The following is an 18,076-nucleotide window of genomic DNA, read 5'->3' on the forward strand; positions in this document are numbered from 1 at the left end:
TGCCACGCACTCCGTCGCCGCTACGACGCGGTGCTCAGGCGGGTGCGCTGCGTGGCGTCGGCTCCGGCCTGGCCTGGGACGAGACAGTCAGCGAGCAGGAGTCGGACCAGATGTGGATGTCGGTGCGCCCCTGCGTCCGGATGTCGACGCCGCGAGCGACTCGCTGCGGCCCGACCCCGATGTCGGTGCCGAGGAGCGTGGAGAAGGCCGCGCGGCCCTCGACCGCTCCCGGGTCCACCCACGCCGCGGAGTTGCGGAGGTTGACCGCGGGGAGGGCGGGCCGGATCCCCACGGTCTGAGGTTCCCGGTTGAGGTGCCAGACCACGCCGTCGGCGCCGTTCACCGAGGCTCCGATCCGGACCACCCCACCAGCCGACTCGATGCGCAGGGTGAGGGGCAGCGACCGTTTCCCGTCCTGGACGGTGCCGAAGTAGCTCGCCCGACCCGGCAGGAAGACCAGCTCGGTGATCGTCACGTTGTCGTAGCTGGCGGTGACGCGTTCCTCGGTCCGACCGGCACCGTCGGTCGTCGCGCTACCCTCGACCGCAGACAGCATCGACCCCCCGATCACGGTCTGCAGGAGCAGGTCGTTGTCGCGGCTGATCCGCAGTCCGTCTGAGTAGAGGGAGACGCTCACACCCCCACCCAGGGTCGCCACCCCCTTGGCTCCGGGGTCGACCTTCAGCAGCCCCGGCGATACGTCGACGAAGCCGTCGCCGTGCCCCAGCCACCCTGGCACGTTCGTGACGAGCCCGAGCAGGGCAAGGGCGGCCAGCGAGGCCACCAGCGCGACCATGCTGCGGCTGACGTCTCGCTCCCGCCATCGCATCCGCCTCAGCCATCGCACCTGCTCAGCCTAGGCGGCGGCGCCGCGTAGGCTGCGCGCGTGGCTGTGCAGCGACCGGTGGGCACCATCACCCGCGGCACCACCAACCCCAACCGCCTCCGCCGGGTGGACCGCTGGCTGGCGGGGCCCCAGGCGTGGCGGCTGCGGTGGGCCGAGGGTATGCCGGTCGTGGTCGACCTCGGGTACGGCGCCTCCCCCGTGACCGCCGTCGAGCTGCACGACCGGCTGCGGCGAGTCCGCCCGGACGTCCAGGTGGTGGGGATCGAGATCGAGCCCGAGCGGGTTGCCTTGGGGAAGTCCCTTGAGCGGGAAGGCCTTTCGTTCCGGCTCGGCGGTTTCGAGGTGCCACTCGACGCCGGGCGTCAGGCCACGGTGGTGCGCGCCTTCAACGTGCTCCGACAGTACGACGAGTCCGAGGTCGTGCAGGCCTGGGCCGTCGTCCAGGAGCGGCTCACCCCCGATGGGCTGCTGGTCGACGGCACCTGCGACGAGCTCGGTCGGCGCAGCGCGTGGATCGCCGTCGAGCGGGCCGGCCCCGTGTCGCTGAGCCTGTCGTGGCGACTGCGAGGGCTGGACCGCCCCTCCGACGTCGCCGAACGGCTGCCCAAGTCACTCATCCACCGGAACGTGGAAGGCGAACCCGTCCACGCGTGGCTTCAGGCGTTGGACAGGGCGTGGGTGCATGCAGCCCAGCACGCCAGCTTCGGTGTGCGGCAACGGTTCCTGGCGGCGATGGACGCCGTCCGTGACGACGGATGGCCGGTCCTCGACGGGCCCGGGCGGTGGCGCCTCGGCGAGGTCACCGTGGCCTGGTCCGCCGTCGCCCCGCCCGGTCATGCCTAAACTCTGCTAGCTGCTAGCAAAGGTTGCTGCGCGGGCGCTCAGCGGGCGTAGTCGTCCTGGAGGCGGACGATGTCGGCCTCGTCGAAGTCGCCGTAGGCGATCTCGAGCAGCCGGCCGGGCTGGTCGCCCTTGTTGGCCATCCGGTGCACCGCGTGGCACGGCACCCAGACCGCCTCGCCCGGGGCGGCACTCCAGGTCCGGTCGCCGACGGTCACCTCGATCGGCACGTCGAGGACCTGCCAGAACTCGCCCCGGTGGTCGTGGGTCTGCAGCGAGAGCCGGTGACCCGGGTCGACGGTGATGATCTTGACGGTGACGCGCTCGTTGGAGCAGAACTGCTGGAAGTTCCCCCAGGGCCTTTGCACCGTGAAGATGTCGCTGCGCGGGTCCGGCAGGTCCGACACGTCACCGCTGCGGTCCATCTCCGCAGCCTGGTCCCCGGTCACGGCGTGATCGCCCGTCACCACGGTCCGTACGGTCCCATGTGCTGGGAGCCGCCGCCCCGTCCGCTCACCTGGCGCAGCGCAGGACGCACGTCGGCGAGGTAGATGCCCGCGGCGACGACGGCGATCAGCCCGATCGAGAAGAGCAGGCTACGACCGACCGACACGAAGCCGAGCAGCACGGCCACCCCCAGGATGATCGACCAGAACTGCTTGGTGCGCTTGCCGGCCGCGACGAAGGCGTCCGGACGGTGGCGTACTGCGTCGACGAGGGCGAAGACCTCGGCCGCAAAGGCAGCGAGACTGAGCAGCAGGATCACGATGCCCTGTGCGGAACCGAGCGCGGAGAACATGCAGACAGCCTAAGGGTCAGACGTCGACGACCAGGGTGACCGGACCGTCATTGACGAGGGTGACCTCCATCATGGCGCCGAACCTTCCGGTCGCGACCTCCACACCTCGAGCCCGCAGGGCACCGACGACCGCGTCCACCAGCGGTTCTGCGACGGCTCCGGGCGCCGCGTTGTTCCACGACGGACGCCGACCCTTGCGCGTGTCGGCGTAGAGGGTGAACTGGCTGACGACCAGCACCGGCGCTCCCTCGTCGAGGACCGAACGCTCGTCACGCAGGATCCGCAGCTCGCTGATCTTGCGGGCCATCGCCTCGACCTGGTCCGGGCCGTCGCCGTGGGTCACTCCCACCAGAGCAACCAGCCCTGGGCGGTCGACGGCTCCGACGACCGCACCGTCGACCGAGACCGACGCGCTGGTCACCCGCTGCAGGACGGCGCGCACAGGCTCAGATGTTGACGGCGACGATGGCTCCGACGACCTCGCCGTGCCCCAGCACCGGGGAGTGCTCGAGCTGTGCGAGGGCCGGCGACTCGACGCCGAGGCGGCGCAGCGCGGCCGCGAGGATCACCGGCTTGGCCCGCGGGTAGCCGTCGGCGACCTTGACGGCGACGCCGCGCCCGTCGGCCAGCCCGACGGCATACACGGACTCGGCGCCGTCCTTGGCGATCAGTCCGGGCGTGGACTCGATGAGGGCGGTGACGTCGCGTCCAGTGCCCCCGAGGTATGCCGGGTTGCCGCGGATCGCGTCGGCCACCTCGGCCTCGTGCGTGCCCGGCTCGGCGGCGGCCATCCGGCCGAACGCGCGCGCCAGGCCGGCCAGCGTCACTGCCATCACGGGTGCGCCACAGCCGTCGACCGCGACGGCGGTGATCTCGTCACCGGTCAGCTCGGCCAGGGTCTGGGAGATCGCCTGCTGCAGGGGGTGGTTGGGGTCGCGGTAGGTCTCGGTGTCCCACCCGTTGACGACGCAGGTGGCCAGCATCGCCGCGTGCTTGCCCGAGCAGTTCTGCGTGATCGGCAGCTTGCCACCGCCGGCACGGAGCACCGCCTCGCGCGCCTCTTCGTTGACGGGGTAGTCCGGCGTGTTCTGGAGTGCGCCTTCGGTCAGCCCCGCGGACGCGAGCATCTCGCGCACCGCGGCCAGGTGGAAGTCCTCCCCCGAGTGGCTGGCCGACGCGATGGCGAGGTGGGCGGGCGGCATGCGCAGGCCCGCCCGGACCATCGCGAGGGTCTGGACCGGCTTGTTGGACGACCTCGGGAAGATCGGGTCGTCGACCGCGCCGAGGGCCAGCAGGTGGCTGCCGTCCGCCGCGGTCGCGACCACAGAGGCGCGGTGCGCGGACTCGACGAAGCCTCCGCGTACGTAGTGTGCGAGGACCGGTGCGTCGTCGAGGGCGGGTGGGGTGTCGGTATGCGGCGTGCTCACCCGCCGAGCCTAGCCACCGCCCCGCGGCGGTGGTCCGCGGCGGGCTGCGGGACAACGCAAACGGCCCCCACCCGGATCACGGGAGGGGGCCGATTGGCTGGGGGTAGGTCAGGCGCCGACCTTCGTGGCGGCAGCGGTGCTGGCCTTCTTGGTGGCGGTGGCCGTCTTCTTCGCGCTGGTGGTCGCGCCCTTGGCGGCGGACTTGCTCGCGGCAGCGGACTTCTTGGTGGTCGTCGCGGTGCGCTTGGCGGCCGTGCGGGTGCGCGTGGCGGACTGCTTCACCGCGGTGCTGGCCTCGGCGGCCTCCTCGACGACGGAGTCGGCGATGACGTCAGCAGCAACGGCGGCCTGCTTGCGACCGGTGGTCAGCGTGGCCTTGGCCGAGCGCTGGATGTCGGTGGCGGACTTGCGGACCGTGGTGACGGCACCCTTGCCCAGGGAGAAGGTGGCCTCGGCCTGCGCCAGGAGGTCCTTGGTCGACTTCTGGGTGCGGACCCGCTTGACCAGCTTCTCGCCGCGGGCGGCGACGGTCTCGTAGGTCTCCTGCGCCTTGCCGGCGATCTCGAGGCCGCGGTTGAGAGCCAGGGCCGGGAGCTCCTGGGCCTGCCCGGCAGCCTCGGTCACGCGGGCCTGGGCCTTGGACTGCAGGGCGGCGGGGGCGAGGTCCACGCGAACGGCGGTGGCCTTGACGCGGGCGTCGCGCACCTTCTCGACGGCGATGTCGGTCAGGCCGACGACGGCGAACACGGGGGTGGTGTCGGTGACGGTCTTGCGGATGTCGGCAACGAGTGCCATGTCAGGCTCCTTGGTTACGAGGGGTGGTGCTTCTGGTCTTGGTGGTGCTGGACGTGGTGCTGGTCTTGCTGCTGGTCTTGGTGCTGCCGGACGAACGCCTGCGGACCGGCTTGGCCTCGACGCCGACGAACGAGTCGTAGATGTCGAGCAGGGCGGCCTTCTGGCGGTCGGTGAGCTGCGGGTCGGCGCCGATGACGGCCCTGGTGTCGAGCGGGGCGCCATGCGTCGTCGGGGCGTCGCCGTGGCGCTCGTCGAGGATCCCGGCCCGCACGTAGAGCGACTCCGCTGAGACCTCGAGGCCCTTGGCGAGCTGCTGGAGGATCTCGGCGCTGGGCTTCTTCAGGCCCCGCTCGATCTGCGACAGGTAGGGGTTGGACACACCGGCGAGCTCGGAGAGCTGGCGCAGCGAGAGCCGGGCGGACTGACGCTGCTCACGCAGGTAGTCACCCAGGTTGTTGTGGCTCAGCGGCCCCAACGGAATTCGGCTCATGCCCCCAGTCTGCTTGCTCTAGTTAGCAGAATGCAAACTCAAGGCAGCGTGTTCCGCATCACAGGGCGAACCCCAGGGGTCGTGGAGGCAGGAGTTCGGTCTTGCGACGGGGTCAGCCACGGTCCTTGACGCCGAGCATCACGCGGGCGTCGGCGGTGGACAACGCGGGACGTTGCATCACGTCGGCCAGGTGGACCACCCGCTCCACGAGCTGGGAGTTGTGCTCGACGGGTACGCCGCGCGCGAAGACCACGTTGTCCTCCATGCCCACCCGCAGGTGTCCACCGGCCGACAACGCGGCGGCAGCCACGGGCAGGTGGCTGCGGCCGATCCCGGTCGCCGACCACGAGGTGACCTCGGGCGGCAGCATCGCGACCCCGGCGAGCAGCGCAGCAGGCGTCCCCGGCATACCTCCAGGCACGCCGGTCACGAAGTCGACGTGCACCTTGCCCCCGAACGGCAGGCCGTGCGTGTCGATGAGGCGGGCCAGCGACGTCACGTGACCCAGGTCGAACAGCTCGAACTCGGGCACCACCTCGCGCTCCTGGGCCTGGACATAGAGGTCGGACATGAAGCCGTAGGGGTTCAGGAAGACGTCGTCGCCGAAGTTGGTGGTGCCGCAGGTGAGGGAGCAGGAGTCGGGCTCGGCGTCGAGGACCGTGAGCCGCTGGTCGAGGGGATCGTGCACGCTGCCGCCCGTCGACAGCTGGATGACCAGCGACGTCTGCTCGCGCAGGGCGTCCACCGCCGCCTTGAGATGTCCCTGGTCCAGCGTCGGCCGGTGCTCGCCGTCGCGGATGTGCAGGTGGATCATCGACGCGCCAGCCGCCTCGCAGGCGACAGCGGTCTCGACGAGCTCCTCCAGCGTCGTCGGCAGCTGGGGGAAGTCCGCCTTGGCCAGCTCTGCGCCCGTGGGGGCGACGGTGATGAGGGTGCCGTGGGCGGAGCCTTGCGTAAGAGCCATGGCCGACATCATGGCAGCCGTGCCCACACCGCTCGACCCGGTCACCCCGCCGTTGTGTGGGACACTGTGGGCGCTCACAGCCAACCGAAACCTACTGGGGCCGATCGAACACGCCCAGACAGTGAAAGCAGGACCGTGGACCTTCACGACTACTACCGGGTCGTGCGCAAGCGCTGGCGCGCCATTGCTGCCGTGACCCTGCTGATGGTGGCGCTGGCCGCACTGCTCACCCTGTGGAGCCCCAAGACCTACCAGGCACGCACCCAGCTGTTCGTGTCCACGTCCGGTGGTCAGGACTCGACCCAGCTGCTGCAGGGCAACACCTTCACCCAGCAGCGCGTGAAGTCCTACTCCGACCTCATCACCACACCAAAGGTGCTCGACCCGGTCATCAAGGACCTCGGCCTGACCGACAACGCCGACGAGCTGGGCGCCCGCATCACGGCCAGCGTGCCGCTCGACACCGTCCTGATCGACGTCCTGGTCTCCGACCACGACCCGGAGCAGGCGGCGCGCATCGCCAGCGCCGTGGGCAAGCAGTTCTCGACGAGCATCCTGGACCTCGAGCGGGTGTCCGACGACTCGGTCAGCCCGGTCAAGGTCTCGGTCGTCCGACCGCCGTCGGTACCCGAAGGCCCGATCAGCCCGAACCCGGTGCGCAACATCGGCCTCGGGATCGTCCTCGGACTCCTTGTCGGGCTCGGTGTCGCCCTGCTGCGCGACACGTTCGACACGTCCATCAAGAGCGAGCGTGACGTCAAGGAAGCGGTCGACGCGACGATCATCGGCGGGATCACCTACGACCCGGAGGGCCCGAAGAACCCGCTCATCGTCCAGTCCGACCCGCACGGCCCCCGGGCCGAGGCGTTCCGGGCGCTGCGCACGAACCTGCAGTTCGTCGACGCCGCCAACCACCCACGTTCCATCGTGTTCACCTCATCGCTCCCCAGCGAGGGCAAGACCACGACGACGGCCAACCTCGCGATCAGCATGGCCGCGGCCGGGGCGCGGGTCTGCGTCATCGAGGCCGACCTGCGTCGTCCCCGCCTGCTGCGCTACATGGGCATGGAGGGCTCCGTGGGCCTGACCAACGTACTCATCGGCCAGGCCGAGCTGATCGACGTGCTCCAGCCGTTCGGCGACACCGGGATCATGGTGCTCGGCGCGGGCCAGATCCCGCCCAACCCGAGCGAGCTCCTCGGCTCGGAGACGATGTCGCGGACCATCCGTCAGCTCGAGGAGATGTTCGACTACGTCATCATCGACGCCCCGCCCGTGCTGCCCGTGACCGACGCCACCGTCCTGAGCACGATCACCGGCGGAGTGGTGCTGGTGGTCGGCTGCGGTGTCGTCAACAAGGAGCAGCTGAGCCGGGCGCTCATGTCCGTCAAGGCGGTCAACGGCAACGTCCTGGGCCTGGTGGTCAACCGGATCCCCACGCGTGGAGCGAACGCCGAGAACTACTACTACTCCGAGGGCTACGCGCCGATCACGCCTGCGCGCAGCCGCAAGGAGCGAGCGCGCGAGCGCAACGCCCAGTCCGCCAAGGTCTGAGCCCTCAACGGCCCTACGGTGCGACGACCTCGACCTGGCTGGCGCTGATGCCGGCCACGTCGAGGGTCTCGTCGACGGGGGTGTTGCGCTTGACCAGCGCGAGCCCGACCGGCCCGTCCTCGTAGTGCCTGGCCACCGAGGTGAGCTGGCCCACCTGTCGGTCCCCCGCCATGACGGGTGCGCCGCGCTCCGGCAGCGTGTGCCCGGACCCGTCGAGGTGCAGGAACACCAGCCGGCGTGGCGGCCGGCCGAGGTTGTGGACGCGGGCGACCGTCTCCTGGCCGCGGTAGCACCCCTTGTGCAGGTGCACCGCCGTCCGCAGCCAGTCGACCTCGTGCGCGATGGTGCGGTGGTCGGTCTCGAAGCCGAGGCGCGGACGCCAGGCCGTGACCCGCAGCGCCTCGCTCGCCCAGCTGCCGGCGAGGTCGCGGTCCGCGACCGCCTCGGCCAGCGCCGGTCGCGGGACCAGGACCTCGCGCCACGCCCGACCGATGGCCGGGTGCCCATCGACCGGTCCGTATGCCGCGGTGTCGCCCACAAGGTCCGGCCAGGGATCGCGCCAGGACAGCGGTTCGCCGGGCTGGGACTCGAGAGCTGAGGGTTCGCCGAGGACGGCCCAGTCGGAGGTCACGTCGGACACCTCGACCCTGAGCATGAAGCGCATCGAGTCGAGCCAGGTGACCAGCGGGGCGGCCTGACCGGGTTCGGTGGTTATCCACGTGGTCTCGCCGTCATCGACGAGGTGCAGGTTGTGCTCGACGTGGCCCTTGGGCGTCAGCACCAGGGCTTCGCGCGACTGCCGCGGACCGAGCCCGGTGAGCTGCTGGCTGGTGATCGAGTGCAACCACGAGAGCCGGTCCGGTCCGGTGACGGTGACGACCCCGCGGTGCGACTGGTCGACGACGGCCAGGCCTTCGGAGAGGAGGCGCTGCTCCCGCAGCGGGTCCCCGTAGTGGGCGGCGACGCCCGCGTCAGGGCCGTCCCCCTCGACGGCGCCGTGGTGGTCGAGCAGCACGGAACGAGCGGCCGATCCCGGCGCCGCCGGCATACCCGGCTCCGCGGCCCCCTCGGGGGTCGGCTCGGTGACCGGCTCGATGATGCTCGGCTCGGTCGTCGTCTCTAGCGCGTCGCGCATGTGCCGCACTCTCCGTGGATCGCCATGTGTGTCACGTCAGCAACAAAGCCCGAACCGGCCAGAACATTCCCCGCGAAGCCCTCGGCGTACTCCTTGGGGCATTCCTGCACGCGACCGCAGTTGCGGCACACGAGGTGGATGTGGTCGGCGTGGTCGGCGAGGTGGTAGCTCGGCGCCCGGTGGTCGAGGTGCGTGTGTCCCACGATCTGCAGGGACTCGAGGGCGTCCAGGGCCCGGTAGACCGTCGACGGGGCCAGCGCCGGACCACCGTCGCGCGCCACCTGGGCCACGACGTCCTCAGGCGTGGCGTGGCCCAGCCCGGCCACGGCGTCGAGCACTCGCTGGCGCTGCGGAGTCATCCGCCGCCCCTGGGCCCGCAACCGCTCGCCGACGTCCTGCACCCTCCCACTCTACGGTTCGGTCACGACCACCCTTGGGTGATATCTACACTGTGCGAGTGCTCGACCAATTCGAAGAGACCGAGAATCCGCCCGCGAAGACGCCCCCGAAGCGCTCGCGCGTACGGCGGACGCTCGCCGTGCTCCTGGCCCTCGTGGTCCTGGTCGTGGTCGGTGGTGGGGCGGCATACCTGCTGTTCCTCAACAACACCGTCAGCAAGAACGTGAAGCACCAGTCGCTGCTGCCGACCCCGGGGGTCAGCGGAGCGGAGCCCGCGCCGACGAAGAAGGCGGCGGCCAAGGAAGCCCAGAACATTCTGTTCATCGGTTCCGACGCCCGAGCCGGGCTGGCCGGTGCCCGCTCGGACGTCATCGTGCTCATGCACATCGCCGGGGACCGCAAGACGGTCACCTTGGTGCACTTCCCACGCGACCTGTACGTCAGCGTGCCCGGACACGGCAAGGACAAGATCAACGCCGCCTTCGCCTACGGCGGTGCGCCCCTGCTGGTCCAGACCCTGCAGGACCTCGTGGGCGTTCCCGTCGACCACGTGGCGATCGTCGACTTCGAGGGCTTCCAGAACATGACCGACGCGGTGGGCGGGGTCAACGTCTACGTCGAGGAGCCGAGCAGCAACAGCGGCTACACCTACAGCAAGGGCTACCAGCAGATGGGCGGCGCGGAGGCACTGGCCTTCGTCCGCGAGCGCAAGGACCTCAGTGAGGGCGACATCTCGCGCGGCCGCCGCCAGCAGGCCTTCATCAAGGCGCTGATGCTCAAGTCCCTCAGCAGGAGCGTGCTGACCAACCCGGTCACCCTGGCCAAGTTCGTGGACGCCGGCACGGCGAACCTCACCGTCGACGACGCGTTCACGGTGAGCAAGATGCGCAGCGAGGCTGCCTCGCTGCGCAGCCTGAGGGGCCGCGACATCGCGTTCGTGACCGCCCCGTTCACCGGGTTCGGCACCTCACCGGTCGGCGCGTCCATCGACATCGTCGACGAGCCGGGCATGCGCACCCTCGGCGAGGCCCTGCAGAACGACGCGATGGGCACCTACCAGGACGTCACGCACACGCCATAGCGGGATCGACCCGGTCAGGCCTTCTTCCAGGTCGCGAGGTTGCCACCGGCGAGGTAGACGGTCTCACCGACACCGAGCCAGCCACCGCCGGCGGTCACCGACAGGGCGACCGTCCCCGGATCGACCTTGGCCACGTCTGCGGCTGCGCAGCCGACGGCCTTGGTGGGCTTGGCGGCGTCCACCACGGCGAGGCCGTCGCAGGAGTCGGCGCCGGGGACCACGACGTAGGCGCGAGCCTTGGCGTTCAGCGCCAGCGCGAGGGCCCCCTCGACGGTGGCGGACGTCTCCCACTGGTCACCGGAGGTGCTCACCCGCAGTCGGCCGTCCGCGCACAGGGCTGCGGCTCCGGAGTCGATGACGGCCAGGTCGACGACCTGACCCGACCCGCACGGCTTGGCGGTACCCCCGGTGGGGATCCCCACCGACGTCGCAGCCCGCGGGTCGCGGAACCACGCGTCCTTGACGGCCACCGAGTCGCCGAAGTCGGCGTCGAGCGCACTTGCCTGGCGGATGGCCGGAACGCAGTCCGTCGCCGAGTCCGCCCCCACGGCGAACGCTGAACCGTCAGGTCGGACCCGGACACGGACGATGGTGTCGTAGGGTGCCGACCGCGGACCCCAGGTCTGGCCGCCGTTGCGGGTCAGCTCGAGCTTGGAACCGGCCGACTTGCAGCTGCCGACGGTGAAGCGGAACGCGGTGTCCTTGTCGAACGCCACCAGGCCCCGCGTCAACGGCACGACCTTCACGCTGAGCGTCACCGGACCTTCCGTGGTCTTGGTGGTCGTGGGCGACGACGTGGCGACGACACCGGGATCGATCGTGGCGCCGCCCTGGGTGACGGGGTGACGGGTGCTGGTGATGGCGAAACCGACCAGCAGCACATCGACCACGAGGAAGGCGGCCAGGCCGACCATCCCCGCGCGTTCGCCCAGGCGCGCCATCACGGCCTCCCGAGGGCTCGGGCCACGGCGGGCAGCGAGGCCATGATCTGGGTGGTCATGTCCTCGAACACCTGCGCCGGCCGGCGATAGGGGTCGACGATGTCGGCCGCAGCATCGGTGAGCGGCGCCCGTAGGCCACGCTGGCCGGCAGCCAGCGTGACCACCCGCGCGATGTGCTCCCGGGCCGAGTCGGACGCGACGTGGACCTGTGCGTCGGCCAGTCCGGACACCAGGTCGGCGAACTCGCGGAACGCGAAGACATAGCGCAGTGCCTTGGGGTGCAGCATCGCCACCTTGCCGCGGTGGGCTCGGGTGGCCGTGAGCACGATGTCGGCCTCAGCGACCAGCGCCGGGGTGAGGTCACGCGCGACGAAGCCGTCCGCGGCATACCCCTTGGACTCCAGGAGCACGCGCGCCTGGTCCTCCATGGGGTGTCCCGCCATGGCTCCGGTGCCGCCGCTGGACACCTCGACGGCGCCGGGGCCCCACGAGCTGTCCAGCTCGGTCTGGAGGGCGCGCTCGAGGAACGGGGAACGACAGATGTTGCCGGTGCAGACGGTGAGGACCCGCGCGGGGTTCGATGACATCCGGGAGCCTCAGCCGACGCGCTTGAGCTCGGCGGAGAGGTGGCTCTGCAGCGGTTGACCCATGGCAGCCATGTCCATCGCCCACATCAGGTTGGAGTTGACCAGTCCGTAGAGCCGGGTGGCGGCGTTGTACTCCTTGGCGTGCGGGCTGCGCAGCACGCCGTCGGTGCGCAGCTCGATCTTGGCCGGCTCGGCTTTGCCGTAGTACAGCTCGACGATGCCGGTCGGGTGGGTGAGCAGAAACTCGACCTCGCCGTCCTCGAACGGACGCCAGAACCCGAGCTCGGTCGCGAGGGGGCGCACCTTCTCGCCGGCCTCGTTGAGCAGCCACGTGCGGCTGTGCCACTCGAGGAACGGGCGACCGTCGTGGGTGACCTCGATCTCCTGCCCGAAGTTGGCCGACTCGATGGTGGGGTAGCCGACGACACCGGCGCCCTCCCAGCGTCCGATCAGCCAGGCCAGGGGCGCCAGCGCGCGCGGGAGGTCTGGGTCGAGGGTGAACTGCATCAGCGGGGCGTCTTGACCAGGCGGTAGACGACGAAGCCCGCGAACCAGGTGATCACCACGGCCGTGAGCGCGAGGAGGGAGATGTAGAACGTGTGCACGCGCCAGATCGTAGCCTGTGGACCATGACAGACCCGCGCACGCTCGTCATCAAGGTCACCTGTGGCGTCGAGTCACTCGAACGGCTCAACCAGGCGTTCACCGTCGCTGCGACTGCGGTGGCCAGCGGAGTGGAAGTGAGCCTGTGGCTCACGGGGGACGCCTCGTGGATGGCGGTACCGGGTCGGGCGGAGGCCGTCGAGCTGGCGCACGCGGCTGCGCTGGCCGACCTGCGCGACGCAGTCGTAGCCTCCGGGACGGTCACCGTCTGCGGTCAGTGCGCGGCTCGACGTGAACTCAGTGCGGCCGATCTGGTGCCCGGCGTCGTGATCCGTGGCGCAGCGGCCTTCGTCGAGGAGGTCATCGCCCCGGGCGCCCAGGCCCTCGTCTACTGACGACCGGCCGCCGAGCGGGACAGCGGTGCCGGTATGCCGCGTGGCTGGCTCCTCCCCCTTCTGGCCACCCAGCGCGCATCCGAGCCGCTCAGCTGGTCAGCCATCCGGCCCCCTTGGCCAGAAGTGCCGGGCGGTCGGGGCAGGTCAGGTCGCGAACCAGGGCGACGTCACGACGACGTAGGCCACCACGCCGACGAGAAGTGACGACGCCGCGGCCACGGCGAGCTGCGCCCGGGGCATCGCCGTCGCGGGCAACGGTGCCAGCACCCGGCGAGCCGCGTGCGAGATGGCGGCGGCAAGGAGGCCGAGGAGGGCTGCCGAGCCGGTCATCGGGTCGCCCGCCAGTAGGGAGACGACGACCGCAGCCCCTCCGCCGAGGACCATGGCGATGAACAGGGCCCACTTCCGCAGGCGGCGGATCGAGACACAGGGGTCGGCCAGGGCGCCGATGCCCAGGCCAGCCATCGTCGCCGCGAGGGCGTGCTCGCCGGCCAGCACGTGCGGGATCGGCGCCAGCGCGATGCCCGCGGAGATGATCGCCAACCCCGATGTCGTGGCGGCCACGGACTCGGTCAGCCGCGGGCGACCGTCGCGACGCATCAGCTGGTGCAGGAAGGCGACGATGACCGAGACGGCCAGGGCGGCCGGCATCCACTGGAGGTAGGGGTCGCTGCGGGTGAGCAGGGCGGTCCCGGTCATCAGCAGGGTGCCGATCGCGAGGACCCCGCTGGTGCCCCTCGGGCTGGGCAGGCTGAGCAGCAGCGGCCATCCCCAGGCCAGCACCAGCCCGGCGAGCGCGACAGCCAGGGCGACGAACTGGGGGCTGGCGTAGCCGGTCAGCGCCACCAGGGCGGCAAAGGCCAGCGTCGCGGCGATCGACAGGGGTCGAGGCAGGAGGGCCCGCCGCGGCAGGGCCGGCTTCGCGGTCTGGGCGTGGGCTCGACGCTCGCGACGGGTGAGCGGGACGGCAGGGTTGTTGGGCGCCTGCTCGGGGACGTCGGACACAAGGGGCATCCTCGCATCACCCTCCGGCGAAGGGAGGCAGTACCTCGAGCACCGACCCCTCGGGTAGTGGCTGGTCGCGGTGCGTCGCCCGGCCGTCGAGGAGGAGGGTGCTGACGGCCGTCACCGGGGCGAGGTCGGGGTGCAGCGCGTCGACCGTCGCCACGGCGTCGGCAACCGTCGCGCAGCCACGGACGACGTCGGACTCCACGCCGGCCGCGGCTCTGGCGCCGGCCCAGTACCGCACCGTTGCGGTGCGCACGGTGACGGTCGCAGCATCGTTCTCACGCGGCATACCCACGCTCCTCTCGTGAGACAACGATCTCACCATGTGTGCAGAGGCGCTGCGGCGGCCCCGCAGCCGTATCCTTTCAAGGCATGGCCCGTCTGTTGCTGCTGACGAACGCCTTGGCGCCCAGCGCCGAGGTGCTGCCGGCACTGGGCCTGCTCACTCACCACGTGCGCATCATCCCCGCCGAACCGACCGCACTGGTCGACGCCCCGCCGTGTGACGCCGTCCTGCTCGACGCCCGGCGCGACCTCGCGGTGGCCCGGTCGCTGTGCCGCGTGCTGCGCGCCACGGGCATGTCGGTCCCCCTCATCGCCATCCTCACCGAGGGCGGTCTGGCGGGAATCACCGCCGAGTGGGGCGTCGACGAGGTCCTGCTGGAGTCCGCCGGCCCGGCCGAGGTCGAGGCGCGGCTGCGGCTCGCGGCGGGGCGACTCCAGGACAACCAGGAGCCCGAGGACGTCCAGATCACCTCGGGCGAGGTCACGATCGACGAGGCGACCTACTCGGCACGGGTTCGCGGGCGGCTGCTCGACCTGACCTACAAGGAGTTCGAGCTCCTGAAGTACCTCGCCCAGCACCCCGGGCGCGTGTTCAGCCGCGCCCAGCTGCTCCAGGAGGTCTGGGGCTACGACTACTACGGCGGCACGCGAACGGTGGACGTCCACGTCCGGCGGCTACGCGCCAAGCTCGGCTCCGAGCACGAGGTGCTCATCGGCACCGTGCGCAACGTGGGCTACCGCTTCGTCCCGGCTGAAGACGTCTCCGCCGAGGGTGTCCGAGCCGACCTCTGAATCGCGTTGCGCTCCAACGCTCTGCAGAGCAACGGCAGAACCGACGAAGGCGCCCCTCCCGTTCCCGGGAGGGGCGCCTTGTCACTGCCAGGTGTCGTGGATCAGTTCTTCGTGATCCGCGTCGCCACGGTCGGGCTGTACGGCGAGTTCGCCTCCAGGTAGTTCGCGAAGGCATCGATGTCGAGGCCACCGAAGTACTTGGTGGTGCCGCCGACGAACGCCGGGAAGCCGTCACCACCATCGGAGAGGAAGTTGTTCGTCACGATTCGGTAGGACTGCGTGTCCACCAGCGGGGCACCGTTCAGGGTGACCGCTCCGAGGACGCGCCCGGTGGGGGTGTCGGTGTAGCTGTACGCGAAGCCCTTGGAGATCTGCAGGATCTTCTGGGTGGCCACGGTGTTGGGCGACGTGATGGCGCCGCCACCCCACTGCTCGCGGAGCAGCTCCTTGACCTGGCTACCCGTGAGGTCCATCGAGACGAGGTAGTTGTTGAACGGCTGGACGTTGAACGCCTCCTCGTAGGTGACCTCACCGGGCTGCTCGTTCCACGACTTGTTGGCGTAGGTGAGGTTGGTCCGGATCCCTCCGGGGTTCATGAAGGCGATCACCGGTGTCTTGCCGGCTGTGACCGTCGACGGGTCGGCGAGCTGGCCGTCGGCAATGAGGTCGCCGAGCTGCGACTCGCCGCCGGCGTTGCCAGCGGTCGTCACGTCAGCGGTGATCGTGCCGAGGACACGGCTGGCGATCGGCGCCACGAGGGTGTTGTACCGGTTGATCAGCGCCGTCTGGGCGGGGTCGGCCGGGACGGTCCGGGTGACGATCATGTTGGCCGAGTCCACCGACGTGCGGACGATGTCCTGGGTGCGCTTGTCGTAGGTCAGCTCGGTGTCGGTGAACAGCCGGCCGAAGGACGAGGCGGACGTGACCATCCGGGGCTGGCCCTTGGGGTCGGGGACGTTGCAGACGTAGGGCTGGTGGGTGTGGCCGGAGATGACCATGTCGATCGCCGGGTCGAGGTTGGCTGCGATACCGAGGATCGGCGACTGTGCCGGGTCCAGGGTGCCGCCCTCGCAGGCCCACTTGTAGTTGGGGTTGACGTTGTAGGTCTTGCCGTCCGGACCGACCCACGACTCGCGTGCCGGCGCACCACCCTGGTGGATCAGGACGACGATCGCGTTGACGCCCTGCGCGCGCAGCTCCGGAACGAGTGCGTTGGCCGTCTGCACCTCGTCGGTGAACTCCAGGCCCTCGATGCCGGACTTGGTGACGATGTTGGGGGTGTCCTTGAGCGTCATGCCGATGAAGCCGATCTTGGCGCCCTTGATGTTCTTGATCGTGTAGGGCGGCAGGATGGTCTGGTTGGTGCCGGCGTACTTGACGTTGGCGGCGAGGATCGGGAAGTCGGCGCCCGCGAAGCTCTTGCCGCCCGGGCAGGAGTCCTGGTTGTTGGCACCCGCACCGTCGGCGATGCACCCACCGTTGGCCAGCCGCTGCAGCTCCTTGTAGCCCTCGTCGAACTCGTGGTTGCCCACCGAGGTCGCGTCCAGACCGAGCGAGTTCATGGCCTCGATGGTGGGCTCGTCGTGGAACGACGCCGACAGGAGGGGGCTGGCCCCCACGATGTCGCCCGCTGCAACCGTGAGCGAGTAGGGGTGGCCCACGCGCGCCTGCTTGAGGTGCGTGGCGAGGTACTCGACACCTCCGGCGCCTTCGTAGGTCACGTCGACCGCGGCGGTCCCGGCGGGGTTCAGGGCGTGGCCCGTGACGAGCCGGGCGCTCGAACCGGTCGGCGGCTTGAGGTTGCCGTGGAAGTCGTTGAACGACAGCAGCTGGATGTTCATCGTCGGCCCGTTGGGGGCAGCGGACGTGCTGCCTCCCGTGAAGGCCGCACCGGTGGCCGCGAGTGCGGCCACGGCCACGACGCTGGATACGCGTCGGGTGCGGGAAGAGGTCATGTGTGCGTCCTTGTGCGGGAGGTGAAACCGGCGGTAGCCGGATCCGTGCACGCTAACGGCGGATCGGCCCGGAGGGAAGATGCATGGTGCAATGCTTTCTGTGCCGTTATCTCCCGTCCGCCTCGCCGACACCTTGACGCCCACCGAAGCCGCACAGGTCCACGACCTGCAGGTACGTGCCGTCGCCGCAGACGGCGTCAGCCCGCTGTCCGAACAGCCGTTGCTCTCCCTCACCGCCCCTGGCGGGCGGGTCCGCCACCTCCTGGCGTATGCCGGGGAGCAGCTCACGGGGTACGCCCAGCTGGACTCCCCCGCGGGGCCGGACGCGTCAGCCGAGCTCGTCGTCGATCCGGACGCCCGACGCCACGGCACCGGCCGGGCCCTGGTCGATGCGGTGCTGGGGGCTGCCCCTGAAGCACGGCTGTGGGCGCACGGCCAGCTGCCGGCTGCGCAGGCGCTGGCCGCCAGCGCGGGACTCACGGCGGTCCGCGAGCTCCACAAGATGGCCCGGCCGCTGACCAAGGCAGACCTGGAGCCCGCTGCAACGGCCCTGCCTGCAGGGTTCACCGCCCGGGCCTTCGAGCCAGGCCGGGACGAGCAGGCCTGGCTGGCCACCAACGCCGCGGCGTTCGCGCACCACCCCGAGCAGGGTCGGCTGACCCTGGTCGACCTTCAGGACCGGATCGCCCAACCCTGGTTCGACGCAGCGGGCTTCATCCTCGTCGAGGCGGACTACACGGTCACCCCGGCCGACGAGGCCGCGACGAGCGGCGGCGCAAAGCCCGAGCTCGCGGCCTTCCACTGGACCAAGGTCGATCCCGAGCAACGCTCGTCCATGGACCCGAGCCAGACGGCTGGACGGGCCCACGGCGGGGCGGGTCGCGAAGCGACCCTGCCCCCACGGCGGGGCCACGGCGAGGAGGTTCGCGCAGCGAGCCAACTCGTTGGGGAGGTGTACGTGGTCGGCGTGCACCCGGCATACCAGGGGCGAGGCCTGGGTCGGCCGGTCACGGCGCTCGGACTGGCCCACCTGGCGGGGTTGGGGCTGCCCGAGGTCGTCCTCTACGTCGACGGCGACAACCAGGCGGCAATACGCACCTACACGGGGCTGGGATTTCGCAGCATCATGGTGGACGTGATGTATTCGCGCGCTGTTCACCCCGCAGTGTCAGGATGACG

At 70.5% G+C, this 18,076-nt stretch carries 22 protein-coding genes; 6 read left to right on the forward strand and 16 right to left on the reverse strand.

Annotated elements, in window-relative coordinates:
- Positions 1 to 34: 34 nt before the first annotated feature.
- Positions 35 to 847, reverse strand: coding sequence for a hypothetical protein (locus EAH86_RS17885; protein WP_140743250.1), 813 nt, complete (start codon positions 845 to 847; stop codon positions 35 to 37).
- A gap of 45 nt (positions 848 to 892) precedes the next feature.
- Between EAH86_RS17885 and EAH86_RS17890 the strand changes: the two genes are divergently transcribed.
- Positions 893 to 1,690, forward strand: coding sequence for a class I SAM-dependent methyltransferase (locus EAH86_RS17890; protein ID WP_425325236.1), 798 nt, complete (start codon positions 893 to 895; stop codon positions 1,688 to 1,690).
- 38 nt (positions 1,691 to 1,728) lie between these two features.
- Here the strand turns inward: EAH86_RS17890 and EAH86_RS17895 are convergent, their stop codons facing one another.
- From EAH86_RS17895 to EAH86_RS17925, 7 genes are all read right to left on the reverse strand, one after another.
- A complete protein-coding gene (locus EAH86_RS17895) occupies positions 1,729 to 2,157 on the reverse strand; it encodes a phosphomannose isomerase type II C-terminal cupin domain (protein WP_338325259.1) in 429 nt (142 codons plus the stop codon).
- Entirely contained in the window at positions 2,151 to 2,486 is a 336-nt protein-coding gene (locus EAH86_RS17900; RefSeq protein WP_140743254.1) for a DUF2516 family protein, read from the reverse strand. Before EAH86_RS17900 ends, EAH86_RS17895 begins: the two co-directional genes overlap by 7 nt.
- Before the next feature lie 16 nt (positions 2,487 to 2,502).
- Positions 2,503 to 2,928: a D-aminoacyl-tRNA deacylase gene (dtd, locus tag EAH86_RS17905; RefSeq protein WP_140743256.1), complete on the reverse strand. Its 426-nt coding sequence runs from the start codon at positions 2,926 to 2,928 to the stop codon at positions 2,503 to 2,505.
- Positions 2,929 to 2,932: 4 nt separating this feature from the next.
- Positions 2,933 to 3,913 (reverse strand): asparaginase, encoded by a 981-nt coding sequence (locus EAH86_RS17910; protein ID WP_140743258.1) that lies wholly within the window; start codon positions 3,911 to 3,913, stop codon positions 2,933 to 2,935.
- Between the two features lie 108 nt (positions 3,914 to 4,021).
- The gene (locus tag EAH86_RS17915) at positions 4,022 to 4,708 is read right to left on the reverse strand and encodes a hypothetical protein (protein WP_140743260.1); all 687 of its coding nucleotides are present in this window, start codon (positions 4,706 to 4,708) and stop codon (positions 4,022 to 4,024) included.
- A gap of 1 nt (position 4,709) precedes the next feature.
- Entirely contained in the window at positions 4,710 to 5,198 is a 489-nt protein-coding gene (locus tag EAH86_RS17920; RefSeq protein WP_140743262.1) for a helix-turn-helix domain-containing protein, read from the reverse strand.
- 112 nt (positions 5,199 to 5,310) lie between these two features.
- Complete coding sequence (locus tag EAH86_RS17925) at positions 5,311 to 6,162, reverse strand: 3-keto-5-aminohexanoate cleavage protein (RefSeq protein WP_140743264.1); 852 nt, start codon at positions 6,160 to 6,162, stop codon at positions 5,311 to 5,313.
- A 135-nt stretch (positions 6,163 to 6,297) separates the two neighbouring features.
- Between EAH86_RS17925 and EAH86_RS17930 the strand changes: the two genes are divergently transcribed.
- Entirely contained in the window at positions 6,298 to 7,716 is a 1,419-nt protein-coding gene (locus EAH86_RS17930) for a polysaccharide biosynthesis tyrosine autokinase (RefSeq protein WP_140743266.1), read from the forward strand.
- A gap of 13 nt (positions 7,717 to 7,729) precedes the next feature.
- On the opposite strand, the gene EAH86_RS17935 is transcribed toward EAH86_RS17930, so the two are convergent.
- The gene (locus EAH86_RS17935) at positions 7,730 to 8,764 is read right to left on the reverse strand and encodes a YgfZ/GcvT domain-containing protein (RefSeq protein ID WP_140743396.1); all 1,035 of its coding nucleotides are present in this window, start codon (positions 8,762 to 8,764) and stop codon (positions 7,730 to 7,732) included.
- 71 nt (positions 8,765 to 8,835) lie between these two features.
- Positions 8,836 to 9,252: a Fur family transcriptional regulator gene (locus tag EAH86_RS17940; protein WP_206665877.1), complete on the reverse strand. Its 417-nt coding sequence runs from the start codon at positions 9,250 to 9,252 to the stop codon at positions 8,836 to 8,838.
- Between the two features lie 56 nt (positions 9,253 to 9,308).
- On the opposite strand from EAH86_RS17940, the gene EAH86_RS17945 reads away from it, so the two are divergent.
- Positions 9,309 to 10,331: an LCP family protein gene (locus EAH86_RS17945; protein WP_241668441.1), complete on the forward strand. Its 1,023-nt coding sequence runs from the start codon at positions 9,309 to 9,311 to the stop codon at positions 10,329 to 10,331.
- A gap of 14 nt (positions 10,332 to 10,345) precedes the next feature.
- Here the strand turns inward: EAH86_RS17945 and EAH86_RS17950 are convergent, their stop codons facing one another.
- The 3 genes from EAH86_RS17950 to EAH86_RS17960 are packed head-to-tail and all read right to left on the reverse strand — an operon-like array spanning position 10,346 to position 12,366.
- On the reverse strand, positions 10,346 to 11,272 hold the full coding sequence (locus tag EAH86_RS17950) for a hypothetical protein (protein WP_140743268.1): 927 nt from the start codon (positions 11,270 to 11,272) through the stop codon (positions 10,346 to 10,348).
- Entirely contained in the window at positions 11,272 to 11,859 is a 588-nt protein-coding gene (locus EAH86_RS17955; RefSeq protein ID WP_140743270.1) for a low molecular weight phosphatase family protein, read from the reverse strand. Before EAH86_RS17955 ends, EAH86_RS17950 begins: the two co-directional genes overlap by 1 nt.
- A 9-nt stretch (positions 11,860 to 11,868) precedes the next feature.
- Complete coding sequence (locus tag EAH86_RS17960) at positions 11,869 to 12,366, reverse strand: FABP family protein (RefSeq protein ID WP_140743272.1); 498 nt, start codon at positions 12,364 to 12,366, stop codon at positions 11,869 to 11,871.
- Positions 12,367 to 12,488: 122 nt separating this feature from the next.
- Here EAH86_RS17960 and EAH86_RS17965 point away from each other — a divergent pair, with 122 nt between their 5' ends.
- On the forward strand, positions 12,489 to 12,857 hold the full coding sequence (locus tag EAH86_RS17965; protein ID WP_140743274.1) for a DsrE family protein: 369 nt from the start codon (positions 12,489 to 12,491) through the stop codon (positions 12,855 to 12,857).
- A gap of 144 nt (positions 12,858 to 13,001) precedes the next feature.
- Here EAH86_RS17965 and EAH86_RS17970 read toward each other — a convergent pair whose 3' ends face one another.
- Positions 13,002 to 13,862: a hypothetical protein gene (locus tag EAH86_RS17970; protein ID WP_140743276.1), complete on the reverse strand. Its 861-nt coding sequence runs from the start codon at positions 13,860 to 13,862 to the stop codon at positions 13,002 to 13,004.
- A 16-nt stretch (positions 13,863 to 13,878) separates the two neighbouring features.
- Entirely contained in the window at positions 13,879 to 14,154 is a 276-nt protein-coding gene (locus EAH86_RS17975; RefSeq protein ID WP_140743278.1) for a MoaD/ThiS family protein, read from the reverse strand.
- Between the two features lie 83 nt (positions 14,155 to 14,237).
- Here EAH86_RS17975 and EAH86_RS17980 point away from each other — a divergent pair, with 83 nt between their 5' ends.
- Positions 14,238 to 14,942, forward strand: a complete 705-nt coding sequence (locus EAH86_RS17980) for a winged helix-turn-helix transcriptional regulator (RefSeq protein ID WP_140743280.1) — start codon at positions 14,238 to 14,240, stop codon at positions 14,940 to 14,942.
- Between the two features lie 101 nt (positions 14,943 to 15,043).
- Here the strand turns inward: EAH86_RS17980 and EAH86_RS17985 are convergent, their stop codons facing one another.
- Positions 15,044 to 16,897, reverse strand: coding sequence for a bifunctional metallophosphatase/5'-nucleotidase (locus EAH86_RS17985; RefSeq protein WP_140743282.1), 1,854 nt, complete (start codon positions 16,895 to 16,897; stop codon positions 15,044 to 15,046).
- Positions 16,898 to 16,988: 91 nt separating this feature from the next.
- On the opposite strand from EAH86_RS17985, the gene mshD reads away from it, so the two are divergent.
- Positions 16,989 to 18,074 carry a mycothiol synthase gene (gene mshD / locus EAH86_RS17990; protein WP_161988699.1) on the forward strand — a complete coding sequence of 362 codons (1,086 nt, stop codon included), beginning with the start codon at positions 16,989 to 16,991 and terminating at the stop codon, positions 18,072 to 18,074.
- Positions 18,075 to 18,076: the final 2 nt, after the last annotated feature.

This window comes from Pedococcus bigeumensis, from assembly GCF_006438965.1.
In the GTDB taxonomy this organism is placed as follows: Bacteria; Actinomycetota; Actinomycetes; order Actinomycetales; family Dermatophilaceae; genus Pedococcus; species Pedococcus bigeumensis_A.